Source organism: Sphaerisporangium sp. NPDC088356, from assembly GCF_040685555.1.
Classification (GTDB): domain Bacteria; phylum Actinomycetota; class Actinomycetes; order Streptosporangiales; family Streptosporangiaceae; genus Sphaerisporangium.
Genome location: NZ_JBFBIK010000018.1, coordinates 63425 through 85274, shown reverse-complemented (window position 1 = coordinate 85274; position 21850 = coordinate 63425). Strand labels below are relative to the sequence as shown.

24 protein-coding genes and 1 pseudogene are annotated in these 21850 nt (G+C 69.0%); 3 read left to right on the top strand and 22 right to left on the bottom strand.

Annotated elements, in window-relative coordinates; genetic code table 11:
* Positions 1-287: 287 nt before the first annotated feature.
* From AB0O34_RS10070 to AB0O34_RS10010, 13 genes and pseudogenes are all read right to left on the bottom strand, one after another.
* On the bottom strand, positions 288-710 hold the full coding sequence (locus AB0O34_RS10070) for a hypothetical protein (protein WP_363914671.1): 423 nt from the start codon (positions 708-710) through the stop codon (positions 288-290).
* A gap of 401 nt (positions 711-1111) precedes the next feature.
* A complete protein-coding gene (locus AB0O34_RS10065) occupies positions 1112-1804 on the bottom strand; it encodes a hypothetical protein (protein ID WP_363914669.1) in 693 nt (230 codons plus the stop codon).
* A 499-nt stretch (positions 1805-2303) separates the two neighbouring features.
* A complete protein-coding gene (locus AB0O34_RS10060) occupies positions 2304-2741 on the bottom strand; it encodes an NUDIX domain-containing protein (protein WP_363914667.1) in 438 nt (145 codons plus the stop codon).
* A gap of 32 nt (positions 2742-2773) precedes the next feature.
* A pseudogene (locus AB0O34_RS10055) lies at positions 2774-3124 on the bottom strand (SDR family oxidoreductase); the annotation flags it as partial.
* Between the two features lie 254 nt (positions 3125-3378).
* Positions 3379-3828 (bottom strand): hypothetical protein, encoded by a 450-nt coding sequence (locus tag AB0O34_RS10050; RefSeq protein WP_363914665.1) that lies wholly within the window; start codon positions 3826-3828, stop codon positions 3379-3381.
* Positions 3829-3916: 88 nt separating this feature from the next.
* Positions 3917-4051, bottom strand: a complete 135-nt coding sequence (locus AB0O34_RS10045) for a hypothetical protein (protein ID WP_363914663.1) — start codon at positions 4049-4051, stop codon at positions 3917-3919.
* A 2-nt stretch (positions 4052-4053) separates the two neighbouring features.
* Entirely contained in the window at positions 4054-4461 is a 408-nt protein-coding gene (locus AB0O34_RS10040) for a hypothetical protein (protein WP_363914661.1), read from the bottom strand.
* A gap of 80 nt (positions 4462-4541) precedes the next feature.
* Positions 4542-4757: a DUF397 domain-containing protein gene (locus tag AB0O34_RS10035; protein ID WP_363914659.1), complete on the bottom strand. Its 216-nt coding sequence runs from the start codon at positions 4755-4757 to the stop codon at positions 4542-4544.
* A 135-nt stretch (positions 4758-4892) separates the two neighbouring features.
* Positions 4893-5168 carry a hypothetical protein gene (locus AB0O34_RS10030; RefSeq protein ID WP_363914657.1) on the bottom strand — a complete coding sequence of 92 codons (276 nt, stop codon included), beginning with the start codon at positions 5166-5168 and terminating at the stop codon, positions 4893-4895.
* Complete coding sequence (locus AB0O34_RS10025; RefSeq protein WP_363914655.1) at positions 5165-5380, bottom strand: hypothetical protein; 216 nt, start codon at positions 5378-5380, stop codon at positions 5165-5167. Before AB0O34_RS10025 ends, AB0O34_RS10030 begins: the two co-directional genes overlap by 4 nt.
* A 159-nt stretch (positions 5381-5539) precedes the next feature.
* Entirely contained in the window at positions 5540-6742 is a 1203-nt protein-coding gene (locus tag AB0O34_RS10020; protein WP_363914681.1) for a helix-turn-helix transcriptional regulator, read from the bottom strand.
* Between the two features lie 332 nt (positions 6743-7074).
* Complete coding sequence (locus AB0O34_RS10015) at positions 7075-8322, bottom strand: class I SAM-dependent RNA methyltransferase (protein WP_363914653.1); 1248 nt, start codon at positions 8320-8322, stop codon at positions 7075-7077.
* A 14-nt stretch (positions 8323-8336) separates the two neighbouring features.
* Complete coding sequence (locus tag AB0O34_RS10010; protein WP_363914651.1) at positions 8337-10367, bottom strand: APC family permease; 2031 nt, start codon at positions 10365-10367, stop codon at positions 8337-8339.
* 123 nt (positions 10368-10490) lie between these two features.
* Between AB0O34_RS10010 and AB0O34_RS10005 the strand changes: the two genes are divergently transcribed.
* Together AB0O34_RS10005 and AB0O34_RS10000 are read left to right on the top strand one after the other, a co-directional pair.
* Complete coding sequence (locus tag AB0O34_RS10005; RefSeq protein WP_363914649.1) at positions 10491-11159, top strand: TrkA family potassium uptake protein; 669 nt, start codon at positions 10491-10493, stop codon at positions 11157-11159.
* Positions 11159-11818 carry a TrkA family potassium uptake protein gene (locus tag AB0O34_RS10000; protein WP_363914647.1) on the top strand — a complete coding sequence of 220 codons (660 nt, stop codon included), beginning with the start codon at positions 11159-11161 and terminating at the stop codon, positions 11816-11818. The genes AB0O34_RS10005 and AB0O34_RS10000 overlap by 1 nt, the downstream gene beginning before the upstream one ends.
* Positions 11819-11990: 172 nt before the next feature.
* On the opposite strand, the gene AB0O34_RS09995 is transcribed toward AB0O34_RS10000, so the two are convergent.
* From AB0O34_RS09995 to valS, 6 genes are all read right to left on the bottom strand, one after another.
* Positions 11991-12668 carry a DUF3159 domain-containing protein gene (locus tag AB0O34_RS09995; protein WP_363914679.1) on the bottom strand — a complete coding sequence of 226 codons (678 nt, stop codon included), beginning with the start codon at positions 12666-12668 and terminating at the stop codon, positions 11991-11993.
* 92 nt (positions 12669-12760) lie between these two features.
* Positions 12761-13150, bottom strand: a complete 390-nt coding sequence (locus tag AB0O34_RS09990; RefSeq protein WP_358555565.1) for an OB-fold nucleic acid binding domain-containing protein — start codon at positions 13148-13150, stop codon at positions 12761-12763.
* A 50-nt stretch (positions 13151-13200) separates the two neighbouring features.
* On the bottom strand, positions 13201-13809 hold the full coding sequence (locus AB0O34_RS09985; protein WP_363914645.1) for a DUF3710 domain-containing protein: 609 nt from the start codon (positions 13807-13809) through the stop codon (positions 13201-13203).
* A gap of 85 nt (positions 13810-13894) precedes the next feature.
* A complete protein-coding gene (gene dut, locus AB0O34_RS09980) occupies positions 13895-14329 on the bottom strand; it encodes a dUTP diphosphatase (RefSeq protein ID WP_363914643.1) in 435 nt (144 codons plus the stop codon).
* A 186-nt stretch (positions 14330-14515) separates the two neighbouring features.
* Positions 14516-15646 (bottom strand): AI-2E family transporter, encoded by a 1131-nt coding sequence (locus AB0O34_RS09975; RefSeq protein ID WP_363914641.1) that lies wholly within the window; start codon positions 15644-15646, stop codon positions 14516-14518.
* A 172-nt stretch (positions 15647-15818) separates the two neighbouring features.
* The gene (gene valS / locus AB0O34_RS09970; RefSeq protein WP_363914639.1) at positions 15819-18374 is read right to left on the bottom strand and encodes a valine--tRNA ligase; all 2556 of its coding nucleotides are present in this window, start codon (positions 18372-18374) and stop codon (positions 15819-15821) included.
* A 78-nt stretch (positions 18375-18452) separates the two neighbouring features.
* On the opposite strand from valS, the gene AB0O34_RS09965 reads away from it, so the two are divergent.
* On the top strand, positions 18453-18758 hold the full coding sequence (locus AB0O34_RS09965) for a DUF4235 domain-containing protein (protein WP_363914637.1): 306 nt from the start codon (positions 18453-18455) through the stop codon (positions 18756-18758).
* A gap of 188 nt (positions 18759-18946) precedes the next feature.
* Here AB0O34_RS09965 and AB0O34_RS09960 read toward each other — a convergent pair whose 3' ends face one another.
* The 3 genes from AB0O34_RS09960 to AB0O34_RS09950 all read right to left on the bottom strand — a co-directional run bounded on the left by AB0O34_RS09960 (position 18947) and on the right by AB0O34_RS09950 (position 21600).
* The gene (locus AB0O34_RS09960) at positions 18947-20323 is read right to left on the bottom strand and encodes a trehalose-6-phosphate synthase (protein WP_363914635.1); all 1377 of its coding nucleotides are present in this window, start codon (positions 20321-20323) and stop codon (positions 18947-18949) included.
* Between the two features lie 154 nt (positions 20324-20477).
* Complete coding sequence (locus AB0O34_RS09955; protein ID WP_363914633.1) at positions 20478-21284, bottom strand: hypothetical protein; 807 nt, start codon at positions 21282-21284, stop codon at positions 20478-20480.
* 16 nt (positions 21285-21300) lie between these two features.
* Positions 21301-21600 carry a DUF4193 domain-containing protein gene (locus tag AB0O34_RS09950; protein ID WP_114029376.1) on the bottom strand — a complete coding sequence of 100 codons (300 nt, stop codon included), beginning with the start codon at positions 21598-21600 and terminating at the stop codon, positions 21301-21303.
* Positions 21601-21850: the final 250 nt, after the last annotated feature.

Here is a 21850-nt window from a genome sequence, read left to right as displayed (position 1 = left end):
GCCACATGCAACGAACCAAACCCTGTCAAACGGTCAACATGCCGGGGCCGTGCCCGGGGCGGCACCCCTCCTCTGCGGTGATCAACCTTGGGAAACACCAAGGACCGGCGAGCGGAGCCCAAGGGCTCTTAATCGGAAGCTCGCCGGTCCTTCGGATGAAAACTCCTCCAGAGGAGGTGCTCTATCGTAAGCGCCGGCACCGCGCGCAGTGCACCTGGCGTTCGCGCCCCATGGCCCTTACTTGACCGAGGGGCCCAGTCCGCTCAGGGCCGCCCGCGACCGTCGACTCAGCTGATGCCCTGCGCCTCGTCCGCGTCCGCGTCCCATATGAACGTCAGAATCACCTGCCCGGCAACGCAGAAGTCCGACCGGTCGGGGAGGGTCCCGTGAAGGGTTGCCAGTCCTTCGAGGAGTTGGTCTGCGGTGACCATGTCGATTTGCCAGGCGGCTCGGATTTCAGTCCCGTCGCTGTGCAGCAAGGTCACACAGATATAGGCACCGGGACGCCGTTCTGGCCGACCGGCCGTCACCGTGAGGGGGGCGGCGCCTTCGGTGGTGAACGTCCCCCAATTGGCGACGGGCCGGAGTTGGGCGGCCAGGTCGTCAATGCAGGAGAGCCCGGTTTCCAGGTCGATTCCCCAGTGTGTGCGGGTCTCGGTGGAGTCTCCGTAGAGCTTGGTGATCGAGATCTCTGCGTCGTAGACGTTCATGTGCGTGCCTCTCCTTGGGTTGGGGAGGCGGAGGTTGGCATATTCCTGGGTTAACGTCCTGTCGGCCCGTCACGCCCCGGTTTCCTCCGCTTCCTCGGTCGGAGTGGGACGGTGCACCACGGGACGGCTTAGCGTCTGGTCTCGTTCTGGTAACGGCCATCAGGGCAGGTCATGAGCCAAAATGACGCCCATGCCGACTCGGCGCGGCTGCGATCAGGCCGGGACTCTCATTCACGGGGGAACCCTCAGGGATGGGTGTCCAGCCCCAGTCCGTGGACGCGCGCGCTGGCCGACGCCGCAGCCACGACGTGGCTGCCTGTCCTCTACCGGCTAAGACCCCGAGCGCCGAATCACGGCTGGGGCGCCGGAAAACCACTTTCAGACTCGGTCAAGCTGAGACGTCACCGATCGGTTCCATCGAGGTCCCGATACCAAGGGCTATCCGGAACGTCTGAGGTCACGAGAATAGGTGGCTTCCAAGGTGGTGTCCATCGGGTCTGGTCGGATCTCCAGGTCGATAAACCCCTGGGCGCTACGACGAGAAAAAGGGTTATCAATGCCTTGCGCTCTTCTGGCTGTGTCCCAAAGGGCTTGTCGGTTTTCCAGAAGGCGCTGATCTTCTCGGCCTCATCGAGGAGCCACCCCCGCATGTCCCCGTACACGACAGCGCGCCGTACGCTCGGACGGAGCTTGAGGGCGAGCCGGCTCCGCCGGGATCTGACAGTGGCCCTTGGTATGTCCCGTGCGAGTACGAGGAACTGAACGAAGTAGCGATGGGACAGCGCCCAGTCTCTATCAAACGAGGCGGTCACGGCGCGATCCAGCATCACATAGATGTCTGTCGCTTGCTGGCGATAACCGTCTTCTATCCTCTGGCGCTTATCGAAGTGCCAGACAATAAGTGCAGCACCAAGAGCGATGAGCGCACCGATGAGCGCTCCACCGAAATTTCCCCAGACGACGTCTTTCCATGGGTCAATTCCAGCGTCGGGCGGCGTAATGGTAATTACGGGAGTAGGGATCGATGTCGGGGCCACCGTCTGAGTAACAGTGACCGTAGGGACGGGAGTCGGTGTCGGCGCCAGAGCGATCACCTGCGGAACCTACCTCACATCACCGACTCTTCTGCCGGTGCTGGGACATAGGGGGTGTCGTGTCGTGGTGGCCTTTTGCTCGGCCCTGAACGGCGTATCATCCCGACTCGAGCGATCACGAGAATCGCCCAAGGACTCCCACAAAAGGGGGGACGCTCAGGGATGGGTAGACCAGCCCCGGCCCATGGCCGCAGCGCTGGCAGGCTCCCGCAAGCCAAGAGCGGGCCCTGTCTCCCCTCCCAGCAGTAAGACCCCGGCACCGAACCACGGCTGGGTGCCGGGCCAAGAGCTTCCAGGCCCCTCGGGACGGCCAGGAAGAATGGGGAAGGTGACAGGGCGGCGGAGCTGTCGGGGCCCCGCCGCCCGCCCGACCCCAGGCGGATGGAGCGCCTTCACGAGGAGGCTCGCGTCGAAGGCTGAGACGACGAAGCGCCCCAACTTCTCCCTGTTAGGAGGGCGGGGCGCTTCGTGGTGCGTGGGATCAGACGGAGCGCGAGTACTACCGCCCCAGGTCAGTGAGCTCGAACAGCCGTCTGGCGTGCTCGCCGAGCAAGTCCGCGACCGGCTCGGGCTTCAGGGCGATCGCCGCCAGGCCTGCGGGGTTCAAGGGCACTTCCTTGACGATGTACTCGCCCCGTGAGGGGTCGTCAAATTCCGGTCCACTTCGCCGCGCCGGATCCCATTGGTCGATGCGCGCGAGGAAGAAGTACTGTCGCTCGCCCTCCTGGACGTGCACGTGCACCAGCGAATGGATCTTGGCATGCCCACCGAGTTCTTCGTCGACCTCGCGCAGTAGCACGGCCTCAAGGCTGGTGTCGGCCGGCTCCACACCGCCGCCGGGCAGCACCCAGTACGGTGCCATGCCCGGCCGTACCCGCTTGATCGTCAGCAGGTTCCCGCCCGGAGTAATGAGGATGGCCCGTACACGTTCCTTCATGGGAGGTTCCTTCCGGTCAGTGCAGGAGTCGGTCAGTGCAGGAGCCAGCCGCCATCGACGTGCAAGGACTGGCCGGTGATGAATGACGCCGATGGCCCTGCTAGAAACGCTACCGCGCCGGCCACATCCTCCGGTTGGCCGCGCCGGGCAAGACACTGACGCGCGATCTGTCGATCTGGTGCGGTGCGGTGGTGCTCGGGGAGCCGTGTCTCCCGCTCCACCTGGATGGGGCCAGGGACCACGGCGTTGACCGTGATGGCGTGCGGGCCGAGTTCGCGGGCCAGTGACCGGGTGAACCCGATGAGCCCGGCTTTGGCGGCGGCGTAGGCGACCAGGCCGGGGCGGCCGGACCGGGCGGTGATGGAGCCGATGTTGATGATGCGTCCGTGCGCAGGTCGACCGGTTCGCGCAGCAGAACGCGGCGCAGGTCCATCGCGGCCGTCGCGCCATCATGACGGGTGCGGTCCAGCACCAGATCGGCGTCCGGCTGCGTCAGGCGAAACCCGGGGCGGGCCCACAGCACCGGCATGGCGCCGCTGGCGATCGAGGCGATGGTGTAGAGCAGGCGGGAGGTCAGGGCACCGGTCTGGCGAGCCCCGGCGCTGGGGAAGGCGTCCGGGGCTCTCTGCTGTCTGGACTAAGAGAAGGTGATCGTTACGGGGCTGCCGGCGGCGGCGCACAGCGGCCGTACCGCTTCAACCGCCAGTCCGAGGGTGGTCACCTCCTGGGCGATGTCCATGCCGTCCTGCCAGGTGTCCTCCACCGCGACCCCGAGCGCGCTAATCGCGGCGGCCGTGCGCTCCATCGCGGACCTGGCTTCCCCTTCAGCGAGCTGGGCCGCCTTGTCGACCGCCTGCTTGCTGAGAGGTACGTCGACCTGGAGGCCGATGGGGAGGTAGCCGTTCTTCTTGCCGTCCGCGAGATTCTCCTCCAGGCGTTGCAGCCCAGTTTGGAAGTGCTTGCACGCGGTTGCGTTGAAGGGGTTCGGGGTCGCTGAGGGCTGCTCGGCTATCGCGGGCGAGCTGCCGCACGCGGAAGTGAGGACCGCCAGCGTGAAGAGCGCGAGGGCGCTGCGAGGGAAGAGCACGGGGACTCCTGTCGGGTAGGAGATGACAGCGAGTGAGACGCCGATCACACCGGGGCGGTTGGCCCCGCTGGCTGGCTGGGGTGCCAGCTCACTCCTCGTAGATCCAGGCTCGGTAACGCTTCCCAATGACCGGGAAGCGCCCGGAGTCGAGCAGCCACGCGAGTGCCACAAGGCCCCATGCGACAGCGAGCGCGACCAGCTGGCACACGCTGATGTTCGACACCTCTATCTCCTCGCAGGGCACGTGTAAGTGGCGTGCCGGTTAGGGGAACAGCAGACGACGCCGGCCGTGATGAACCGTCCGGCCTGGAGCCAGATGCCCCACTGCACATCCACGCCGCCGGCGAGGGATTCCTCTGCGACCGCCAGGCGGAAGTCCAGCCCAATGTGGGCCTCATCTGCCGGGCGCCAGAACGACGACTCGACCGCCTGATAGCGGCCGGCGAGCCATCCCAGCGCCTCCGCCACGGTGGCCGGGGAGGAGTCGATCCGGGTTCTCGGCTTCAACAGCCAGTCGCAGGTGCGCATCGGGGGCAGCGTTGACGTCTGAAACGCCGGGTGGAAGGGGCGTCGTTCGCCTTCCCGGCGCTGGTCATCCCCCGGCCCGGTCCAGGAGTAGGAATGGAAGTGCATGGTGCTCCCGCCGTACATTTAGGGCGGTCCCTGCCTGTCTCTAGCGGGCAGGGACCGCCTGCTCTCGATGTGCTGTGCTGCTAGATGGTGCTCATGCCGGCGGCGCGGAGCTCGTCACCGGTGAACCGGAGGGTCCCGGCATTCGGGTTCTTGCTGTCGCGGAGCGCGAACGCGTCGGCCGTGCCGGGGATCGCCGCGAGCTCGACGCAGGCCTCCCCGCCCTCGGTGCCGTTGTTGCCGCCACACGGCCGCGTGAACTGCGCGCCGGCGAGGTCGCGCTCGTACAGGTTCTCCATCTGCTTGCCCTTCCTCTTGCCGAGTCCGGCAACGGTTTTCGCCGGACGACTTGGTAGGCGGCCTCCCCGCCCTTCCCGTAGGGGAGGCCGCCCGGCCCGGCCGTCGCGGATGTGCCCACGCGACGGCAGGGCAGCTCACATGCGGGACCGGTGGGCGATCTCGTCTTGCACGGCCAGTTCCATCCCCAAGGCCACGGCGTCGCCCCGGGCGATGCTCGGGACCAGGCCCGCCGCGCGCTGTTCGTCCGTCAGCGGCCTGTGCCTGGTTGCCCACCACCCGCCGAATCGGCCCCGGCTGTTCGTCACGCGGGAGATACGCCACGCCGGGTAGGTCTGGGTGAGCACGGCGAGCTGATGTGCCCTACGCGCCAGGCGCGTTTCAGGAGCCGTACGCTCCGCCGTGCCCGTCACGACACGGCCGCCAGCTCGGCGATGCTCTCCTGCTTGGCGATTTCTCGGGCCAGCGCGAGCTCGTCATCGGCGTCGACCGTGCGCCACGCCCCGGCCTTATCCTCGGCGTCGCTGAACGGCCGATCCCTGGTGGCCCACAGGCGGCCTTTGTCGCTGCGGAAGATGTGCCATCCGCGCGGGGGCGTGTCGGGTGTGCTCTTAGGGTGTGGCATGGGTCGGACCTCCGCGTCCGATCAAGGGCCCGTCGATGCGAACGCAACGCCTCGGCGGATCCGTTCTGTGACGTCTTCGCAACGCCACGTGATCCATGCCAGGACCGTAATCCTCCTGTCGCCGAGCAAGGGGTACGGTCTGTGCCCCTTGCTCGGTGCTCAGACCAGTAGCCCCACCTTGTTCGCCAGCTCGCGGGCGCGTGGCTGCAAGGCCACGGGTCCGGTCTCGGAGAGCTCAAGTGCCATGCGCCGGGCGTAACCGTTGTAGCGAATCGTCTCTGGGGCGCTGCCGTAGGCGTGCTCCAAGGTCTCAAGGACGGCTGCGTGGTCGCACTGCAGGAAGTGCGCTCGCGCCACCTCGATGAGATGGCGCCCCCGTCGCGGCCGTGAGGGGATCGGCGCATCCACCGCACGCCGGGCCTGCCTCGTGGCCTCGCCGCCCTGGTGCAGCTCGACCGCCACCGTGACCGCGTGAGCGGCCATCACCACCCGGGAGAACGACGTCCACGGCTGGTAGTAGTCGCCTGGAAGCCGCTCAGCGACGCGTGATGCTTCCTCCCAGTGCAGCCACGCCTTCCCCGTCTCACCGACGCGCGCCGCGGTGAACGCCAGCTCGAAAAGCAGGGCGCCCTGCATCGCGAGCAGGTTGACCCCTGCGTCGTCGAGGCGCGGTTCGATCGCGGCGAGCCCCTGCTCGTTGACCTCGCGGGCGGCTTCAAAGTCGCCGGCGTCACGGTGCGCCTGACCGGCGAACCACACCGCGCACGAAAGCGCGAGCGGGTCATCAGACTCTTGGGCGGCGACCATCGCCCGCTCGGCCACCCGCCATAGCAGGTCGGCGGCCGGCTGGTAAGCAAGGAACATCTGCGTCAGGCCGTACACCTCGGCCAGGAGGGCGAGAGCCTGGCGCCGTGGTGCGTCCCGGTACAGCAGCGCGGCGAGCTGCGTGTCACGGATCAGGTCGGGCAGCAGCGCGCCGAGCGTGGTCCGGTGGTCCGGCGAGGCGTGCCGCGCCCGCCACGCGGCGTCCAGGCGTGCGCGCAGGTGCGCGAGCGGCTGCACGGTCCCCTGCGGGATCAGCGGCACGGCGTTGATAGCTCGGCGCACGGCGTCCAGCGCGGGGTGTCCGGGACCAGTGAACATCCGGACCGGCATCGACTGGTCGCCGGTCAGATCTGCCAGGTTCCTGATGCGTAGCGCTTCGGCAAGCTGGAGCAAGATGGGCAACCGCGGTTGCTGCTGAAGTCGTCCGCCCTCGACCGCCTTAAGCCAGGAGGAGGACTTCCCGATCTGCCCGGCCAGGACCTCACGGGTCATACCAAGCCGTTCCCGATGGAATCGGAGTCGGTCGCCGAAACTCATGGCCGTGCTACCGTCATTCATAAGCCCTGACCTTCCTGAAGCCTCGACAACTTCAGGCTAGAGCGCAGGGCTTTCTTCATGCGAGGGTCTGAAGGCGCGTTGTCGCTGAGACCCGCTTTACGTAACCCCCGTCTCTGGCCATACCGCCTCAACTGGTATTCCTGTCTACTGACCTGTGGGCACCTGTCTACCTCGACAGAGACAAACGCCTGGCCATATGAATGTCCACTTAGGTAAGACAGTGCGCATTTCGTGCGCAGAGATCTTGGGGAACGCTGACTGACACTGATCGATGGTGACAGGTAACTTGTTGCATCACTGCTGGTCAGACCCTAGATCACGTCTCTGGTCAGCAGCGTTACACACTCGACGTGATGGGTCATGGGGAAGGCGTCGAAGGCGCGGATATCGACCGTGGGGTAGCCGCGTTCGGCGAACCAGGCGAGGTCGCGGGCCAGGGTGGCCGGGTCGCAGGAGACGTAGACGATGCGGGCGGCGTCCAGGCCGGCGACGCGGTGGACGACCTCGCGGCCGAGCCCGGTGCGCGGCGGGTCGACCACGACCACGTCGGCCCGTTCGACCCCCAGCCTGTCGAGGGCGTCCTCCACCCGGCCGCGCTCGATGCGCGCCTGCGGGAGATCGCGCAGGTTGTGCCGGGCGTCCTGCACGGCTCGCGCGTCGAATTCGATGCCGAGGACGGCGCCCTCAGGCCCGACGGCCTCGGCGAGTCCCGCCGCGAACAGCCCGACCCCGCAGTAGAGGTCGAGCGCCCAGTCGCCCGGGCGCACCGCGGCGAACTCCAGCACCGCGTCGAGAAGCGTCGCCGGGGCCCCGGGGTGCACCTGCCAGAAGCCGCTGCCGGTGACCTGGAACTCACGGTCGCCGACCCGCTCGGTGAGCGCCGTACGGCCCCGTACCGCCCGTGCGTGCCCCCGGCCCTCGTCGACGAGGACGTAGGCGTCCGCGTCGAGATCGGGCACCGCGACCGTACGGTGGCCCTTCGGGGAGACGACGACGGCCCGCTCCCCCGTGGACGACGCGATCGCCTCCACGCTGGACGCGCCCCGCCAGTTCTTGCGCTCGACGCCCATGCGCTCGACCTCGGGGTGGGCGATCAGGCACGCGTCCACCGGCTCGATCTCGTGGGAGCGGTGGCGGCGCAGGCCGGGCACGCCGTCGGGGGTGACGGCGAACTGGACGCGAGTGCGCCAGCCCAGGCCGTTGGGAGAGCCCGGAAGCTCCTCGACGTCGACCTTCATCTCGATGCCCGCGAGCCGCTGAAGCTGCTCGGTGACGACCTCGGCCTTGAAGCGGCGCTGGGCGTCCAGAGTGGCGTGCTGCCAGTCGCAGCCGCCGCACCTTCCCGGCCCGGCGAACGGGCACGGCGGCGTGACCCGGTCGGGGGACGGGTCGAGGATCTCGACCGCGTCGGCCCGGAGGAAGCGCGTGGTCTCCTCGGTGACCTCGGCCAGGACGCGCTCGCCGGGAAGAGCGTGGCGGACGAAGACCACCCGGCCTTCGTGCCTGGCGACACACCATCCACCGTTGGCGACGCGCTCCACGTTCAGTTCGATCGGCACCTCGGTCCCCCCGCTCAACTTTTGACCTGGTCATCCTTACGTGCCACAGCGTACGGCCGGCGTACCGAGCCCGGGGCGAACGACTCCGGCCGGCCCCTGAGCCGGTCGGAGGACGCGAGCTGCCACGGCACGCTGGTGACCATCACTCCAGGCTGGAACAGCAGACGCCCCTTCAGCCGCAGCGCGCTCTGGTTGTGCAGCAGATGCTCCCACCAGTGGCCGACGACGTACTCGGGGATGAAGACGGTGACGACGTCGCGGGGAGAGCGGCGGCGCAGGCTCTTGACGTATTCGAGCACCGGGCGGGTGATCTCCCGGTAGGGCGAGTCGAGGATCTTCAGCGGCACCGGGATGCCCCGCTCCTCCCAGTCGCGCTGGAGCTGCCTGGCCTCGTCGCTGTCGACGCCGACGCTGATGGCCTCCAGCGTCGAGGGACGGGTGGCCCTGGCGTACGCGAGAGCCCGGAGCGTCGGCTTGTGGATCTTTGAGAGGAGCACGATGGCGTGGTTCCTGGCGGGGAGCATCGACTCGTCAGTCTGCGTGTCCTCCGGCACCACAAGCTCGGCGGCCACGTTGTCGTAGTGGCGCCTGATGCCGCGCATCATCACGAACAGCACGGCCATGGCGGCACAGGCGATCCAGGCGCCGTGGGTGAACTTCGTGATCAGCACCACGACCAGGACCAGGCCGGTCACCGTGGCGCCGAACGCGTTGATCACCCGCGACCGCTGCATCTGCGCGCGCTTCTTCGGGTCGGTCTCCGTGCGGAGCAGGCGGTTCCAGTGCCGGACCATGCCGACCTGGCTGATCGTGAACGACACGAACACGCCGACGATGTAGAGCTGGACCAGGCGGGTGGTCTCGGCGTGGAAGGCGTAGATCAGCAGCCCGGCCATGGTCGCGAGGATGACGATGCCGTTGCTGAAGGCCAGCCGGTCGCCGCGCGTGTGGAGCTGGCGCGGCAGGTAGCGGTTCTGGGCGAGCACCGACGCCAGCACCGGGAAGCCGTTGAAGGCGGTGTTCGCGGCCAGCACGAGGATCAGCGCCGTCATCGCCGTGATGACGTAGAAGGCCGGGGTGAAGTTGCTGAAGACGGTCTGCGCGACCTGGGCGATCACGGGACCGGGGTTGGGGACGATGTGGCCGGCCTTGTCGACGAGCTTGCTGCCCTGCGAGAGGTCGGCGAACTTGGCGTCGGTGATGAACGCCAGGGCGGTGATGCCGGCGAACATCGTCGCGGCCAGCACGCCCAGCGCCAGCAGGGTGTTGGCGGCGTTCTTGCCCTTGGGCTTCTTGAACGCCGGCACGCCGTTGCTGATGGCCTCCACGCCGGTCAGCGCGGCACAGCCGGAGGAGAACGCGCGCAGCAGCAGGAAGATCAGGGCGAAGCCGCCGATGCCGACGCTCTCGCCGGTGACCGTGTAGTCGGCCGAGGGAGCCTTCAGGTCGGCGCCGAGCGCGAGCCGCACGCCACCCCAGATCATCAGGCCGAACACGCTGATCATGAAGGCATAGGTGGGCACGGCGAACGCCAGGCCCGACTCCCTGATGCCCCGCAGGTTCAGCACGGTCAGCACGGCGACGATCGCCACCGCCGCGGCGACCTTGTGGTCGGCGAGGAGGGGGAGCGCCGCGCCGAGGTTCTCGACGCCGGAGGAGACCGAGACGGCCACGGTCAGCACGTAGTCGACCATGAGCGCGCTGGCGACTACCAGCCCGTAGTTCGACCCGAGGTTCTCGGTCGCGACCTCGAAGTCACCGCCGCCGCTGGTGTAGGCCCGGACGTTCTGCCGGTACGACGCGACCACCGTCAGCAGGATCACCACGACCGCGAGGGCGATCCAGGGAGTGAAGTGGTAGGCCGCGAGGCCGGCGATTCCGAGCGTGATCAGGATCTCCTGCGGGGCGTACGCCACCGATGACAGCGCGTCGCTGGCGAAAACCGGCAGCGCGATGCGCTTTGGCAGCAGCTGCTCGTGTGCCTGGGCACTTCGGAGCGCACGCCCCACGAGTAGTCGCTTGACCAGATCTGCAACCTTCACCACGAGTGACGATGCTAGTCCTCAGGTCCGGTGCACCTCACATGGCGCCGCCAGAACCGGCCATACTTGGCCTCGTAGCTGTATAAGGTCCAGGAGTTGCCGCCTCAAAGCCAACGGCGGGGGAGCATGCATATCGTCATCATGGGATGCGGCCGGGTCGGTTCGACCCTTGCCCACATCCTCGAGGACAGCGGCCACTCGGTCGCCATCATCGACAGAGACCCGCAGGCGTTCCGGAGGCTGCGAGCGGGCTTCCGCGGGCGCCGTGTCACCGGCATGGGCTTCGACCGGGATGTCCTGGAGGAGGCCGGCATCGAGTCCGCCGCCGCGTACGTCGCGGTGAGCAGCGGCGACAACTCGAACATCATCTCCGCGCGTGTCGCGCGCGAGACGTTCGGTGTCGACAACGTCGTCGCCCGCATCTACGACTCCCGGCGCGCCGAGGTCTACCAGCGGCTGGGCATCCCCACGGTGGCCACCGTGCGGTGGACGGCCGACCAGATCCTGCGGCGGGTGCTCCCCGAGGGCGCCGAGCCGCTCTGGCGCGACCCGACGGGCGTGGTCATACTGGCCGAGGTCGCCTACCACTCCGGCTGGATCGGCAGCCGCACCCGCACGCTGGAAGAGGCGTCGGGCGCCCGTGTCGCCTTCGTCAACCGCATGGGCGAGGCCCTGCTGCCCAAGGACGAGACGGTGCTCCAGGAGGGCGACATCCTCCACATGATCGCCGGTGACAACGACATGGACCGGATCAACAAGGTGCTGTCCGCGGCGCCCGAGGAGGAGTCCAACTGATGCGCGTCACGATCGCGGGCGCGGGGGCGGTCGGCCGGTCCATCGCCGCGGAGCTGCTGGAGAACGGCCACGAGGTCCTGCTCATCGACATCGACCCCAGGGCCATCAAGATCGACAGTGTGCCTCGGGCCGAGTGGCTGCTCGCCGACGCGTGCGAGATCTCGTCGCTCGACGAGGCCGGGCTCAACAACTGTCACGTGATGATCGCCGCCAGCGGCGACGACAAGGTCAACCTGGTCGTCTCGCTGCTGGCCAAGACCGAGTACGGCGTCCCGCGCGTGGTGGCCCGCATCAACCACCCGAAGAACGAGTGGCTGTTCAACGAGTCATGGGGCGTGGACGTCGCGGTCTCCACGCCGCGCCTGCTCTCGGCCCTGGTCGAGGAGGCGGTCAGCGTCGGCGACCTGGTCCGGCTGATGACCTTCCGGCAGGGCCAGGCCAACCTGGTGGAGCTCACGCTTCCTGAGGACGCCCCCGTGGTCGGCCAGCGGGCCGGTTCGGTGCCGTGGCCGCAGGATTCGGCCCTGGTGGCGATCCTCCGCGAGGGCCGGGTGCTGGTGCCCTCCGACGACGATCCGCTGGAGGCCGGCGACGAGCTGCTGTTCGTGGCCAGCCAGGAGGTCGAGGAGGAGCTCGCCCACCTTCTCGCCCCCCACTGAGACGACGGTCCAGCCGAAAGCGCCGGGGCACCCGTTGAGGGCCCCGGCGCCGCCGTTTCCGCCTCCCTGAGGCTGTACGGGCCCGTACCAGCTCAGGCGGGGTCGTACGGCTCAGGCAAAGGGTCGTTACAAGCTCAGACAGGTGGTACGGCTCAGACAGGGGTGTACGGGCTCAGGAGCCGGTGCCGGGCGTGCTCGGTGACATGGGGGTCCTCCCCCGGGCGAGCACCCAGACCATGGCGCCGAGCGCCGCGACCTGGACGGGCCAGCCCAGCGCGACTTTCGCCACCCCGAGGGCGGCGACCTGATCGGCCCAGTAGAGCGGCAGCTGCACGACCACCCGCAGCAGGCACGGCAGGATCAGCAGCCACGTCAGCCGCGAGCAGAGCCGGACGATGCCGGCGTCCTGCCGCCAGCCGGTCGGATCACCGGTCACCGAGCCGATGAGGAACCCCACGACCGGCCACCGGACGACGATGGACAGCACCATCACGGCGGCGTAGCCCCCGTTGTAGAGGATGCCGGGCAGGAAGACGTCCTTGGCATCGCCGGAGCGGCTCGCGAAGACCGCGCCGATGCCGATGCCGATGAGGCTGTTGATCACGAACTGCGGCGTGGACCGCTGCGCGAGCCGTACGACCAGGAGCAGCACGGCCACACCGATGCTGATCATCAGCGAGACCTTGAGCTGCTCGGTGACGATCCACGTGATGGTGAAGACCACTGTGGGGACGGCCGCCTCGATGATGCCCCGTACGCCGCCGAGCGCCTTGGCCAGCTGGGCACGGATGGCGCTCTCGACGGTGTCGTGCGCGGCCTCGTCCTGGATGGTCGTGCCCCCCGCGCTCACGGGCGCGCTCCCCGCGGGCGCGTCGCGCCCGCTCTCGTCGCGCCGTCTCGCCGCTGCATGATCATTGGTCTCCTCGTCTGGCGGAACCGTGGTCACTGGCCGCTCGCTGGGCGCAGCTCGTAGCGGGGGTTGAACATCACCTTGCGGCCGTCCTGGATGCTGACCAGGCCCTCGGCCCGCACCACGCGGCCCGGCTCGATGCCGACGATCTTGCGGCGGCCCAGCCAGACCAGGTCGACCACATCCGATCCGTCGTAGAGCTCGGCCTCCAGGGATGGAACGCCGCCCCGGGGCCGCAACGTCACCGTGCGGAGAGTGCCCGCCACGCAGAACCTCCTCCGCTGGCCGCACGAGGCGATCGGCGTCGCGCCGTAACGGTCGAGGTCCTCCTGGAGCTCCGCGGCCTCCAGCTCGGCCTGGCTGGTCGTCAGCCGCCGGAAGAAGCCGCGCAGCCCGCGTTTGACGGGCTCTGCCGTACTCATTTCTGGTTCAACTCCTCGGGAGCCCCATGCGATCCTGACCGCAGCTTACGTCAGCGAACCTCGGTGATCTCAGGCCCACGCTCGAACGGATTGAGGCCCGCCCTGCCCTCCTCGGTCGCCTGCTGCTCGACGGCCTGCCGGGCCTCGGCGGGCAGCCGCAGCTCGATCGGCTCTTTGGGGGCCATGGGCTGGTCTCCGCGCACCACGACGATGTCGCGGATGACGTCCTCCAGAACCTTGCCCGCCTCGGGATCGGCGATGGCTCGGCCGCTGAGGACGCCCCGCAGGAACCAGCGGGGACCGTCGACGCCGATGAACCGGACGGGCTGCTTGGCGCCGTCCTGCTGGATCTCGGCGGCGAGCTCGGGGCCGAAGGGGCCCTGGCGCTCCTCGCAGCTCCCGCCGGCGGCGGTCAGCTCACGGGTGAGCTCGGCGCGCACCTCCTCCCAGATGCCGCTCCTCTTCGGGGCCGCGAACGCGTGCACCTGGAGGGCGCTCTCGTTGACCAGCACGACGGCGCCGACGATCTGCTCTCCGGCGACGTTCAGCTGGACCTCGAACCCGGGGCCGATGGGCAGCCGCATGCCGCCCAGGTCGACCCGCTCGGTCTCGGGATGGGGCTCGTCGGCGTCCCACGGTCCCGACTCGCGGTCAGACACCGGCGCGTTCTCGGCGACCGGTGCCGACTCCTGTTCTTCCGCATGACGGCGGCGTCGGAACACTTCGTTCACACTCCTTATCGACTTATCGACCGGTGGAGCCGAACCCGCCGGCGCCGCGCGCCGACCCGGGGAGCCGCTCCACCTCGTAGAAAGCTGCCTTCTCCACCCGCTGGACGACGAGCTGGGCGATCCGGTCACCGCGCCTGAGCCGAACGACGTCCTTGGCGTCTGTGTTGAGCAACGTCACCCTGATCTCGCCCCGGTAGCCGGCGTCGACCGTGCCCGGCGCGTTGACGAGCGTGACGCCGAACTTGGCGGCGAGCCCGGAGCGCGGGTGCACGAAGGCGGCGTACCCGTCGGGCAGCGCGATCGCCACGCCGGTGCCCACCACGGCCCGCTCGCCCGGCAGCAGCTCGACGTCCTCGGCGGCGTGAAGGTCGGCTCCCGCGTCGCCCGGATGGGCGTACGACGGAAGCGGCAGCTCGGGGTCGAGTCGCTGGATCAGCACCTCGATCATGGATTCACCTCGTAGTCGTGGAGCCGCGCCGGGCTGACGGTGTGACCCGGCCCGCCGGGCCGCGGAACCCGGGCGTTCGCACCGGCGAACGGCCTTCCGGGCGCGCCGAGACGACCCTCAGCCTCAAGGTACGCCCTCGGAGGGACCGGGGCGGAACGGGTGTGCAACGAGTCACGAACCGAGACCTTACCCGCTGCGCTGCGGCGACATGTCCTCTCCCGCGCAGGGCGCCTGGTCGGCCGGCGGCTCGGGCTCCGGAGGGGGCTCGTGCGGCGCCGCGGGCGGCAGCTCCGGCGGATGCCTGCGGAGCTCGGGGAGCGCCCGGTAGACCACGGCCGCGACCGGCACCGCGATCGCCGCGCCCGCGATGCCGCCGAGGATGCCCCCGATGGCCAGCACCAGGATGATCGCGAGCGGGTGGAACTTCACGGCCCGCCCCACGATCAGGGGCTGGAGCACGTGGTTCTCCAGTTGCTGCTCGACCAGCAGGATGCCGATGAAGACCAGCGCGAACACCGGCCCCTTGGCCCCGAGCGTGACGAGCGCGGCCAGACCGCCGGCGAAGAAGATGCCGACGATCGGGATGAAGCTGGCGAAGAAGATCAGCACGGCGAGCGGCGCCCAGAGCGGCACGCCCATGCCGAACAGCACGATGCCGATGATCACGCCGTGGATCGCGGCGACGATGACGGTGCCGTGGATGTACTGCGACAGGGTGTGCCACGCGGCCCGGCCCGCCCGGTCGACGCGTGGAGCCTTGGAGCCGAAGCCCCGCAGGAACCACGCCCAGATGCGGTCGCCGTCCTTGAGCAGGAAGAACGTGATGAACAGCAGCAGGACGATGGAGGCGAGCACCTCGATGAAGACGGCCGCCGTCGACAGCAGGGTGCTGGTGATCTCGCTGCGCTGCTCGTTGATCTGCTTGGCGATCTCCCCCACCATGTCGGTGAGCTGGGCCTCCTTGAGGTGCAGCGGGCCGGTCAGCAGCCAGCCCTGCACGTCGCGTGCGGTCTTCTGGACCTGGTCGATCAGCCGGGGGAACTCGTCGTTCGCCCGGGTGCCGATGATGAAGCCGAGGCCGACGATGATGGCGAACGCCGACAGCATCGTGGTCCACGTCGCCCAGATGGGACGCAGGCCCGCCCGGCGCAGGCGGTCGGTGAGCGGGAACAGCAGGGCGGTCAGGAGCAGCGCGATCGCCACCGGCAGTGCCACGAAGCTGAGACGGACGATGATCTGGGCCGAGAAGTAGATCACCACGCCGATGACGATGAGGCGCCAGCTCCACGCCGCCATCACCGACAGGACCGGTGGCACGCTCCGCTCTTGGCTCTCCCGCTCCGCGATCACCTCTCCAGACTGGCACGTCAACCGGCCGAACGCGCACAGGTTACGGCCGGGTTCAAGTTCTGGTCTGCTTCCTCCACATTTCCCCGCCCGGCGATCTGTGCGCGCCTGCGGGGAAATGCGGGGAAGGTCTGACCCGGCGCTAGGCGGGGGCCGCCTCGGCGAGCGTGACCTGGACCCTCAGGTCGCCGTCCTGCGAAGAGAGGACGAACTCGTCCACGGCGCCCGCCGCGCACAGGTCGTCCTGCCCGTGGCGCACGAGCTCGATCGCCGAACCCGCCACGCTGAGCAGGGCCACCTCGGCGCGCATGGAGAGCCTGGCCGAGGACTTGGCCTTGCGGATCTCGCGGAGCACCTCAGAGACCGTCGGGAGGACCGCCGGGTCGCCGGAGGAGGCGAGCCCCGCGAGCTCGGAGCCCGGCCAGGGCGCGCGGTGGACCGATCCGGGCCGCCACCACGACCAGACCTCCTCGGTCACGAACGGCAGGAACGGCGCGAACAGCCGCAGCATCACGTCGAGCGCCTGCCGCAGCGCCGCCCGCGCCGAGTGCGCTCCCGCCTCCGACCCGTACGCGCGGGCCTTGACGAGCTCCAGGTAGTCGTCGCAGAACTCCCAGAAGAACCGCTCGGCGCCCTCCAGGGCCCGGGTGTAGTCGTAGGACTCGAACGCGGCCGTGGCGTCCTCCACGACCCCGGCGAGCCGTGCGAGCATCGACCTGTCGAGCGCCTGGGTGACCTCACCCTCGGCCTCGCCGAGGCCGAGCACGAACTTCGAGGCGTTGAGGATCTTGATGGCCAGGCGGCGGCCGACCTTGATCTGGCCGGTGTCGAAGGCCGTGTCCGTACCGGGACGTCCCCCGGCCGCCCAGTAGCGGACCGCGTCGGAGCCGTACTCCTGGAGCAGGCCCATGGGCGTGACCACGTTGCCCTTGGACTTGGACATCTTCTTGCGGTCGGGGTCCAGGATCCACCCGGAGATCGCCGCGTGCCGCCAGGGGGACACGCCGCTCTCCAGATGGGCCCTGACCACCGAGGAGAACAGCCAGGTGCGGATGATCTCGTGGGCCTGCGGCCGAAGGTCCATGGGGAACACCCGCCCGAACAGGCCGGGGTCACGCTCCCAGCCGCCGATGATCTGCGGTGACAGGGAGGACGTCGCCCAGGTGTCCATGACGTCGGGGTCGGCGGCGAAGCCGAAGGGCTTGCCCCGCTGGTCCTCGGCGTACCCGGGCGGCACGTCGCTGGACGGGTCGACGGGCAGCGCCTCCTCGCAGGCCGCGATGGGCGCGTCGTAGATCGGCTCCCCCGCGGAGTCCAGCGGGTACCAGATGGGGATGGGGACGCCGAAGAACCGCTGCCGGGAGATCAGCCAGTCGCCGGCGAGGCCCCGCACCCAGTTCTCGTAGCGGACGCGCATGTGCTCGGGGTGCCACGACAGCTCGCTGCCGCGCTCCAGCAGCGCCTGCCGCAGCTCGGGGTCACGCCCGCCGTTGCGGATGTACCACTGGCGGGTCGTGACGATCTCCAGCGGCCGGTCGCCCTTCTCGTAGAACTTGACCGGGCGGGAGATCTTCCTGGGCTCGCCCTCCACCTCGCCCGACTCCCCCAGCATCTCGACGATGCGCTCGCGTGCGCTGTGCGCGGTCTTGCCCGCCAGCTCGGCGTACGGCCCGGCTGGGACGCCCTCGGGGGGATCGGCCAGCAGGCGCCCGTCCCACCCGATGACCGGCCGGGTCGGCAGGTCGAGCTCGCGCCACCAGATGACGTCGGTGACGTCGCCGAAGGTGCAGATCATGGCGATGCCCGAGCCCTTGTCGCGCTCGGCGAGGTGGTGGGCGAGGACGGGCACGTGCACGCCGAAGATCGGGGTGCGCACGGTCTTGCCGAACAGCGGCTGGTAGCGCTCGTCGTCGGGATGGGCCACCAGGGCGACGCAGGCCGGGATCAGCTCGGGCCTGGTGGTCTCGATGTGGACGCCGTCGCTGAAATCGGTGCCCGGGACCCCGCCGAACCGGATGCGGTGGAACGCCCCCGGCCACTCGCGGTCCTCCAGCTCCGCCTGGGCGACGGCCGTGCGGAACGTGACGTCCCACAGGGTGGGGCCCTCCGCGACGTACGCCTCCCCGCGTGCCAGGTTGCGCAGGAACCCGCGCTGGGAGGCCGCGCGGGAGGTGTCGTCGATCGTCGCGTAGGTGAGCGACCAGTCGACCGAGAGCCCGAGATGACGCCAGAGCTCCTCGAAGGCCTTCTCGTCCTGCTGGGTGAGCCGCTCGCACAGCTCGATGAAGTTGCGCCGGGAGACGTTCACCTGGCGCTTGGGGTCGGGTTTCGCGGGGGGCTCGAACGCGGGGTCGTAGGGAAGGGAGGGGTCGCAGCGGACGCCGAAGTGGTTCTGCACACGCCGCTCGGTGGGCAGGCCGTTGTCGTCCCAGCCCATGGGGTAGAAGACCTCACGGCCGCGCATGCGCTGGAAGCGGGCGATCGTGTCGGTGTGGGTGTAGGAGAAGACATGGCCGACGTGCAGGGATCCGGAGACGGTGGGCGGGGGCGTGTCGATCGAATAGATCTCGTCCCGCGTCTTCGACCGGTCGAACCGGTAGGTGCCTTGGGCGTCCCAGCGGCCTGCCCATACCGACTCGAGCCCGTCGAGAGAGGGCTTGTCGGGAACGGTGGTATGGCGCAGTCGCTGTTCGGTCATGCCGCCTTATGGTATGGCGTCACAGTGCCGACCGGCACGAGAGACTAGGGTTCAGCTAGATCGACGAGGGGAGAAGTCATGGCCAAATCGAAGGACGTCGAGAAGCCAGACATGGCCTGGCGGCTCATCGGCGCGGTGGTGGCGCTCGGTGTTGGATACGGCGCCCGCAAGGCCATCGAGTTCGGCTGGCAGAAGACCACGGGCAAGAAGCCCCCGGCCGACCCCAACTCGCTGGAGACCGGCCTCGCCGAGGCGATCGGCTTCGCCGTGGTGCTGGGCGTCGGCATGGAGGTCGCCCGCATCGTGGCCACCCGCACCGCCCACAAGAGGTACCAGGCGTGGAAGGCCATCCCTGACAAGGTCGAGCGGGCCGTCAAGTCCTGACGCCGGGCTGACCTCCCGGGGCCGTTCCCGTGCCGTGCCGGCCACACTTTCGTGACCGGCAACGGCGGGGGCCGTACATGACCGCCGGGGGGGCGTACAGCCTTCGAACGAGTGTGCACCCTGCAGGCGGGCGTACAGCGTTCAGGCGGGCGTCGGCGTTCTGACGGAGTCGCCCTTCGAGCGGGGTGTCAGCGTTCGAGGGCGGCGAGGAAGTCCCCGGCCCACCTGTCCACGTCGTAGGTGGCCACCCGGCGGCGCATCGAGCGCATCCGGCGCGACAGCTCATGGGGGGTCGCCCGCATGGCGGCGACCATCTGCCGCTTGAGCCCCTCCACGTCCCACGGGTTGACGAGGAAGGCATGCTTGAGCTCGTCGGCCGCCCCGGCGAACTCGCTGAGCACCAGCGCGCCCCGCAGGTCGTGCCGGCAGGCGACGTACTCCTTGGCGACGAGATTCATGCCGTCGCGCAGCGGGGTCACCACCATGACGTCGGCCGCGCAGTACAGGGCGGCCAGCTCGTCGCGGTCGTAGGACTGGTGGAAGTAGTTCACCGGCGGGACGCCGAGCACGCCGTGCGTCCCGTTGATCCGCCCGACACGTAGCTCGATCTCGTCGCGCAGGTGGCGGTACTCCTCGACCCGTTCCCGGCTCGGCGTGGCGATCTGGACGAACACCGCCTCCCCCGGGCTGATGCTCTTGTCCGCGAGCAGCTCACCGAAGGCCTTCAGTCGCTGGCCGATGCCCTTGGTGTAGTCGAGCCGGTCGACGCCGAGCATGACGTGCTCGGGCTCGCCCAGCTCTGCGCGGATCTCCTTGGCGCGGGCGAGGATGTGCGGTTCGCGTACGAGGTTGTCCAGCTCGCCGAAGTCGACCGAGATGGGGAACGCCTCGGCGCGCACCGTGCGGTCACCGACGATGATCTCCGAGCGCTGGTTCTGCAGGCCCAGCTGGCGGCGGCAGAGCCTGATGAAGTTGGAGGCTCCGCCGGGCCGCTGGAAGCCGACCAGGTCGGCGCCGAGCAGGCCTTCCAGGATCTCGCGCCGCCACGGGAGCTGCCAGAACAGCTCGGCGGGCGGGAAGGGGATGTGGAGGAAGAATCCGATCTTCAGGTCGGGGCGCAGCGCCCTCAGCATCGAGGGGACGAGCTGGAGCTGGTAGTCCTGCACCCACACGACGGCGTTCTCGGCGGCGATGTCGGCGGCGGCCCGCGCGAACCGCTCGTTGACCGCGCGGTAGGCGTCCCAGAGCACCCGGGAGTAGATCGGCGTGGCGACCACGTCGTGGTAGAGGGGCCACAGGGTCGCGTTGGAGAAGCCCTCGTAGTAGAGCTCGACCTCGTTGGCGGAGAGGGGTACGGGGATGAGGTTCATGCCGTCGTGCTCGAAGGGCTTGAGCTCCTCGCCGGGAGCTCCGTGCCAGCCCAGCCACGCGCCGTCACGGCGCTGCATCACGGGCGCGATCGCCGTCACCAGCCCTCCGGGGCTGCGCCGCCATGACGCTGTGCCGTCCGTGATGGTCCTGTCCACAGGCAACCGGTTCGCGACGATCAGGAATGAGCTGCGCACACGTCCTCCCTCGTGATCGGTTTAGGACCACCTTACGAAATCGGACGCAGCGCTCTGTACAGGGCCTCCGGCTACGGAGTAGGCGTGTTTCCGGCTTGGCGCCACCGAACCGGACAAATCACCCATCGGATGTGAGGGAAGGGGAGGGAGAGACTCAAGGGGGTGGCGGTAGTGCACGCTGCCGGCGCAGGTCGGCGCGCACCGTCTCTGACAGCCGCTTGGTCGCGAGCCTGTTGAGCGCGCCTCCGGCGACGGCGCCGGTCAGGAACGGGCCCAACGTGGTCAGATGCCGGCCCATCGTGCGCAGCAGCCGCTTGCGTAGCCCCGCCTTCGCCGCGGCTCCGAGGGCGAGCTGCACCGAGGCCGGTGACAGCGGGTCGACGCCGCGCTGCTTGGACCAGGCGACCGTGAAGGCCATGGCCCGCTGGCTTCCCGAGCCCTGCACCTGAACCCCGTACACCTCGTGCAGCTCGGCGAGGAGCTTGACCTCGATCGCGGCGACCACGAGGGTCTCGGCCACGAGCTGGGCGGGCGCGGAGAGCAGGAGCGGCGGCGCCGCGAACTCCGCGGCCGCCAGGGCTCCGCCGATCGCCCCGACCGCCATCGTGGCCTTGCTGGCGGTGCGGACGAGATCGTCGGCGAGCTGCTCGCCGGTGAGGCCGTAGTGATGCTCCTGCAGTGCCTCGAGATCCCTGATAGGGAGGCGGGGCGCTATGGAGGCGAAGACGTCCGCGAGCCAGCGGCCCCGGCCGGCGCCGGACCCGCGCGCCTTCTTCCTGGCGGTGACCAGCGCCGAGCTGAGGCGGCCGAGCAGCCTACGCCGCTCGGCCCCGTCCATGTCACCCGCCTCGGACAGCTTCCCGACGAGCTCGGCCACCTCAGCGTTGGCGTCGGTCGCCGACCCGGGCAACGCGGGCCGCCCGGGCTGGTCCTGCGATGATCGATCCGCTCCTGATGTCACGGACCCTCCCAGAGTCTCAGGCGGCACATTCGCGGCAGATCTGCTGCCCGCCCTTGTCAGAGGCGAGCTGACTGCGGTGATGCACCAGGAAGCAGCGCGAGCATGTGAACTCGTCCGCCTGCCTGGGAATCACCCGGAGCGACAGCTCCTCGTTCGACAGATCCGCACCAGGCAGCTCGAGCGACTCGGCGAGATCCGTCTCGTCGATGTCGATGCTCCCAGAGGACTTGTCGGTCCGACGAGCCTGCAGCTCCTGGAGGCTGTCCTCACTCAAGTCGTCGTCGGTCTTGCGCGGGCTGTCGTAATCGGTGGCCATTTGCGTATTCATCCCCCTCATCTATGGCTTGCGCGTCGCGCGTCGCGCGTCTGTAACGTCTGGGCGGTCCATCTTGTGCCCGTATCTCTCGGGGAATTTTGCAATCGGTACCCCGTCAGAACGGTCGATGAACCTCCTAACACGTGAGGGCCTTGCCGCCTTCGCCACCCAGTTAGCCAAATATGGCGAAAACCTAAGCATTGGCGGACAGGACCCATCGTGTTCGACGGCACATCCAACCACATGTCTG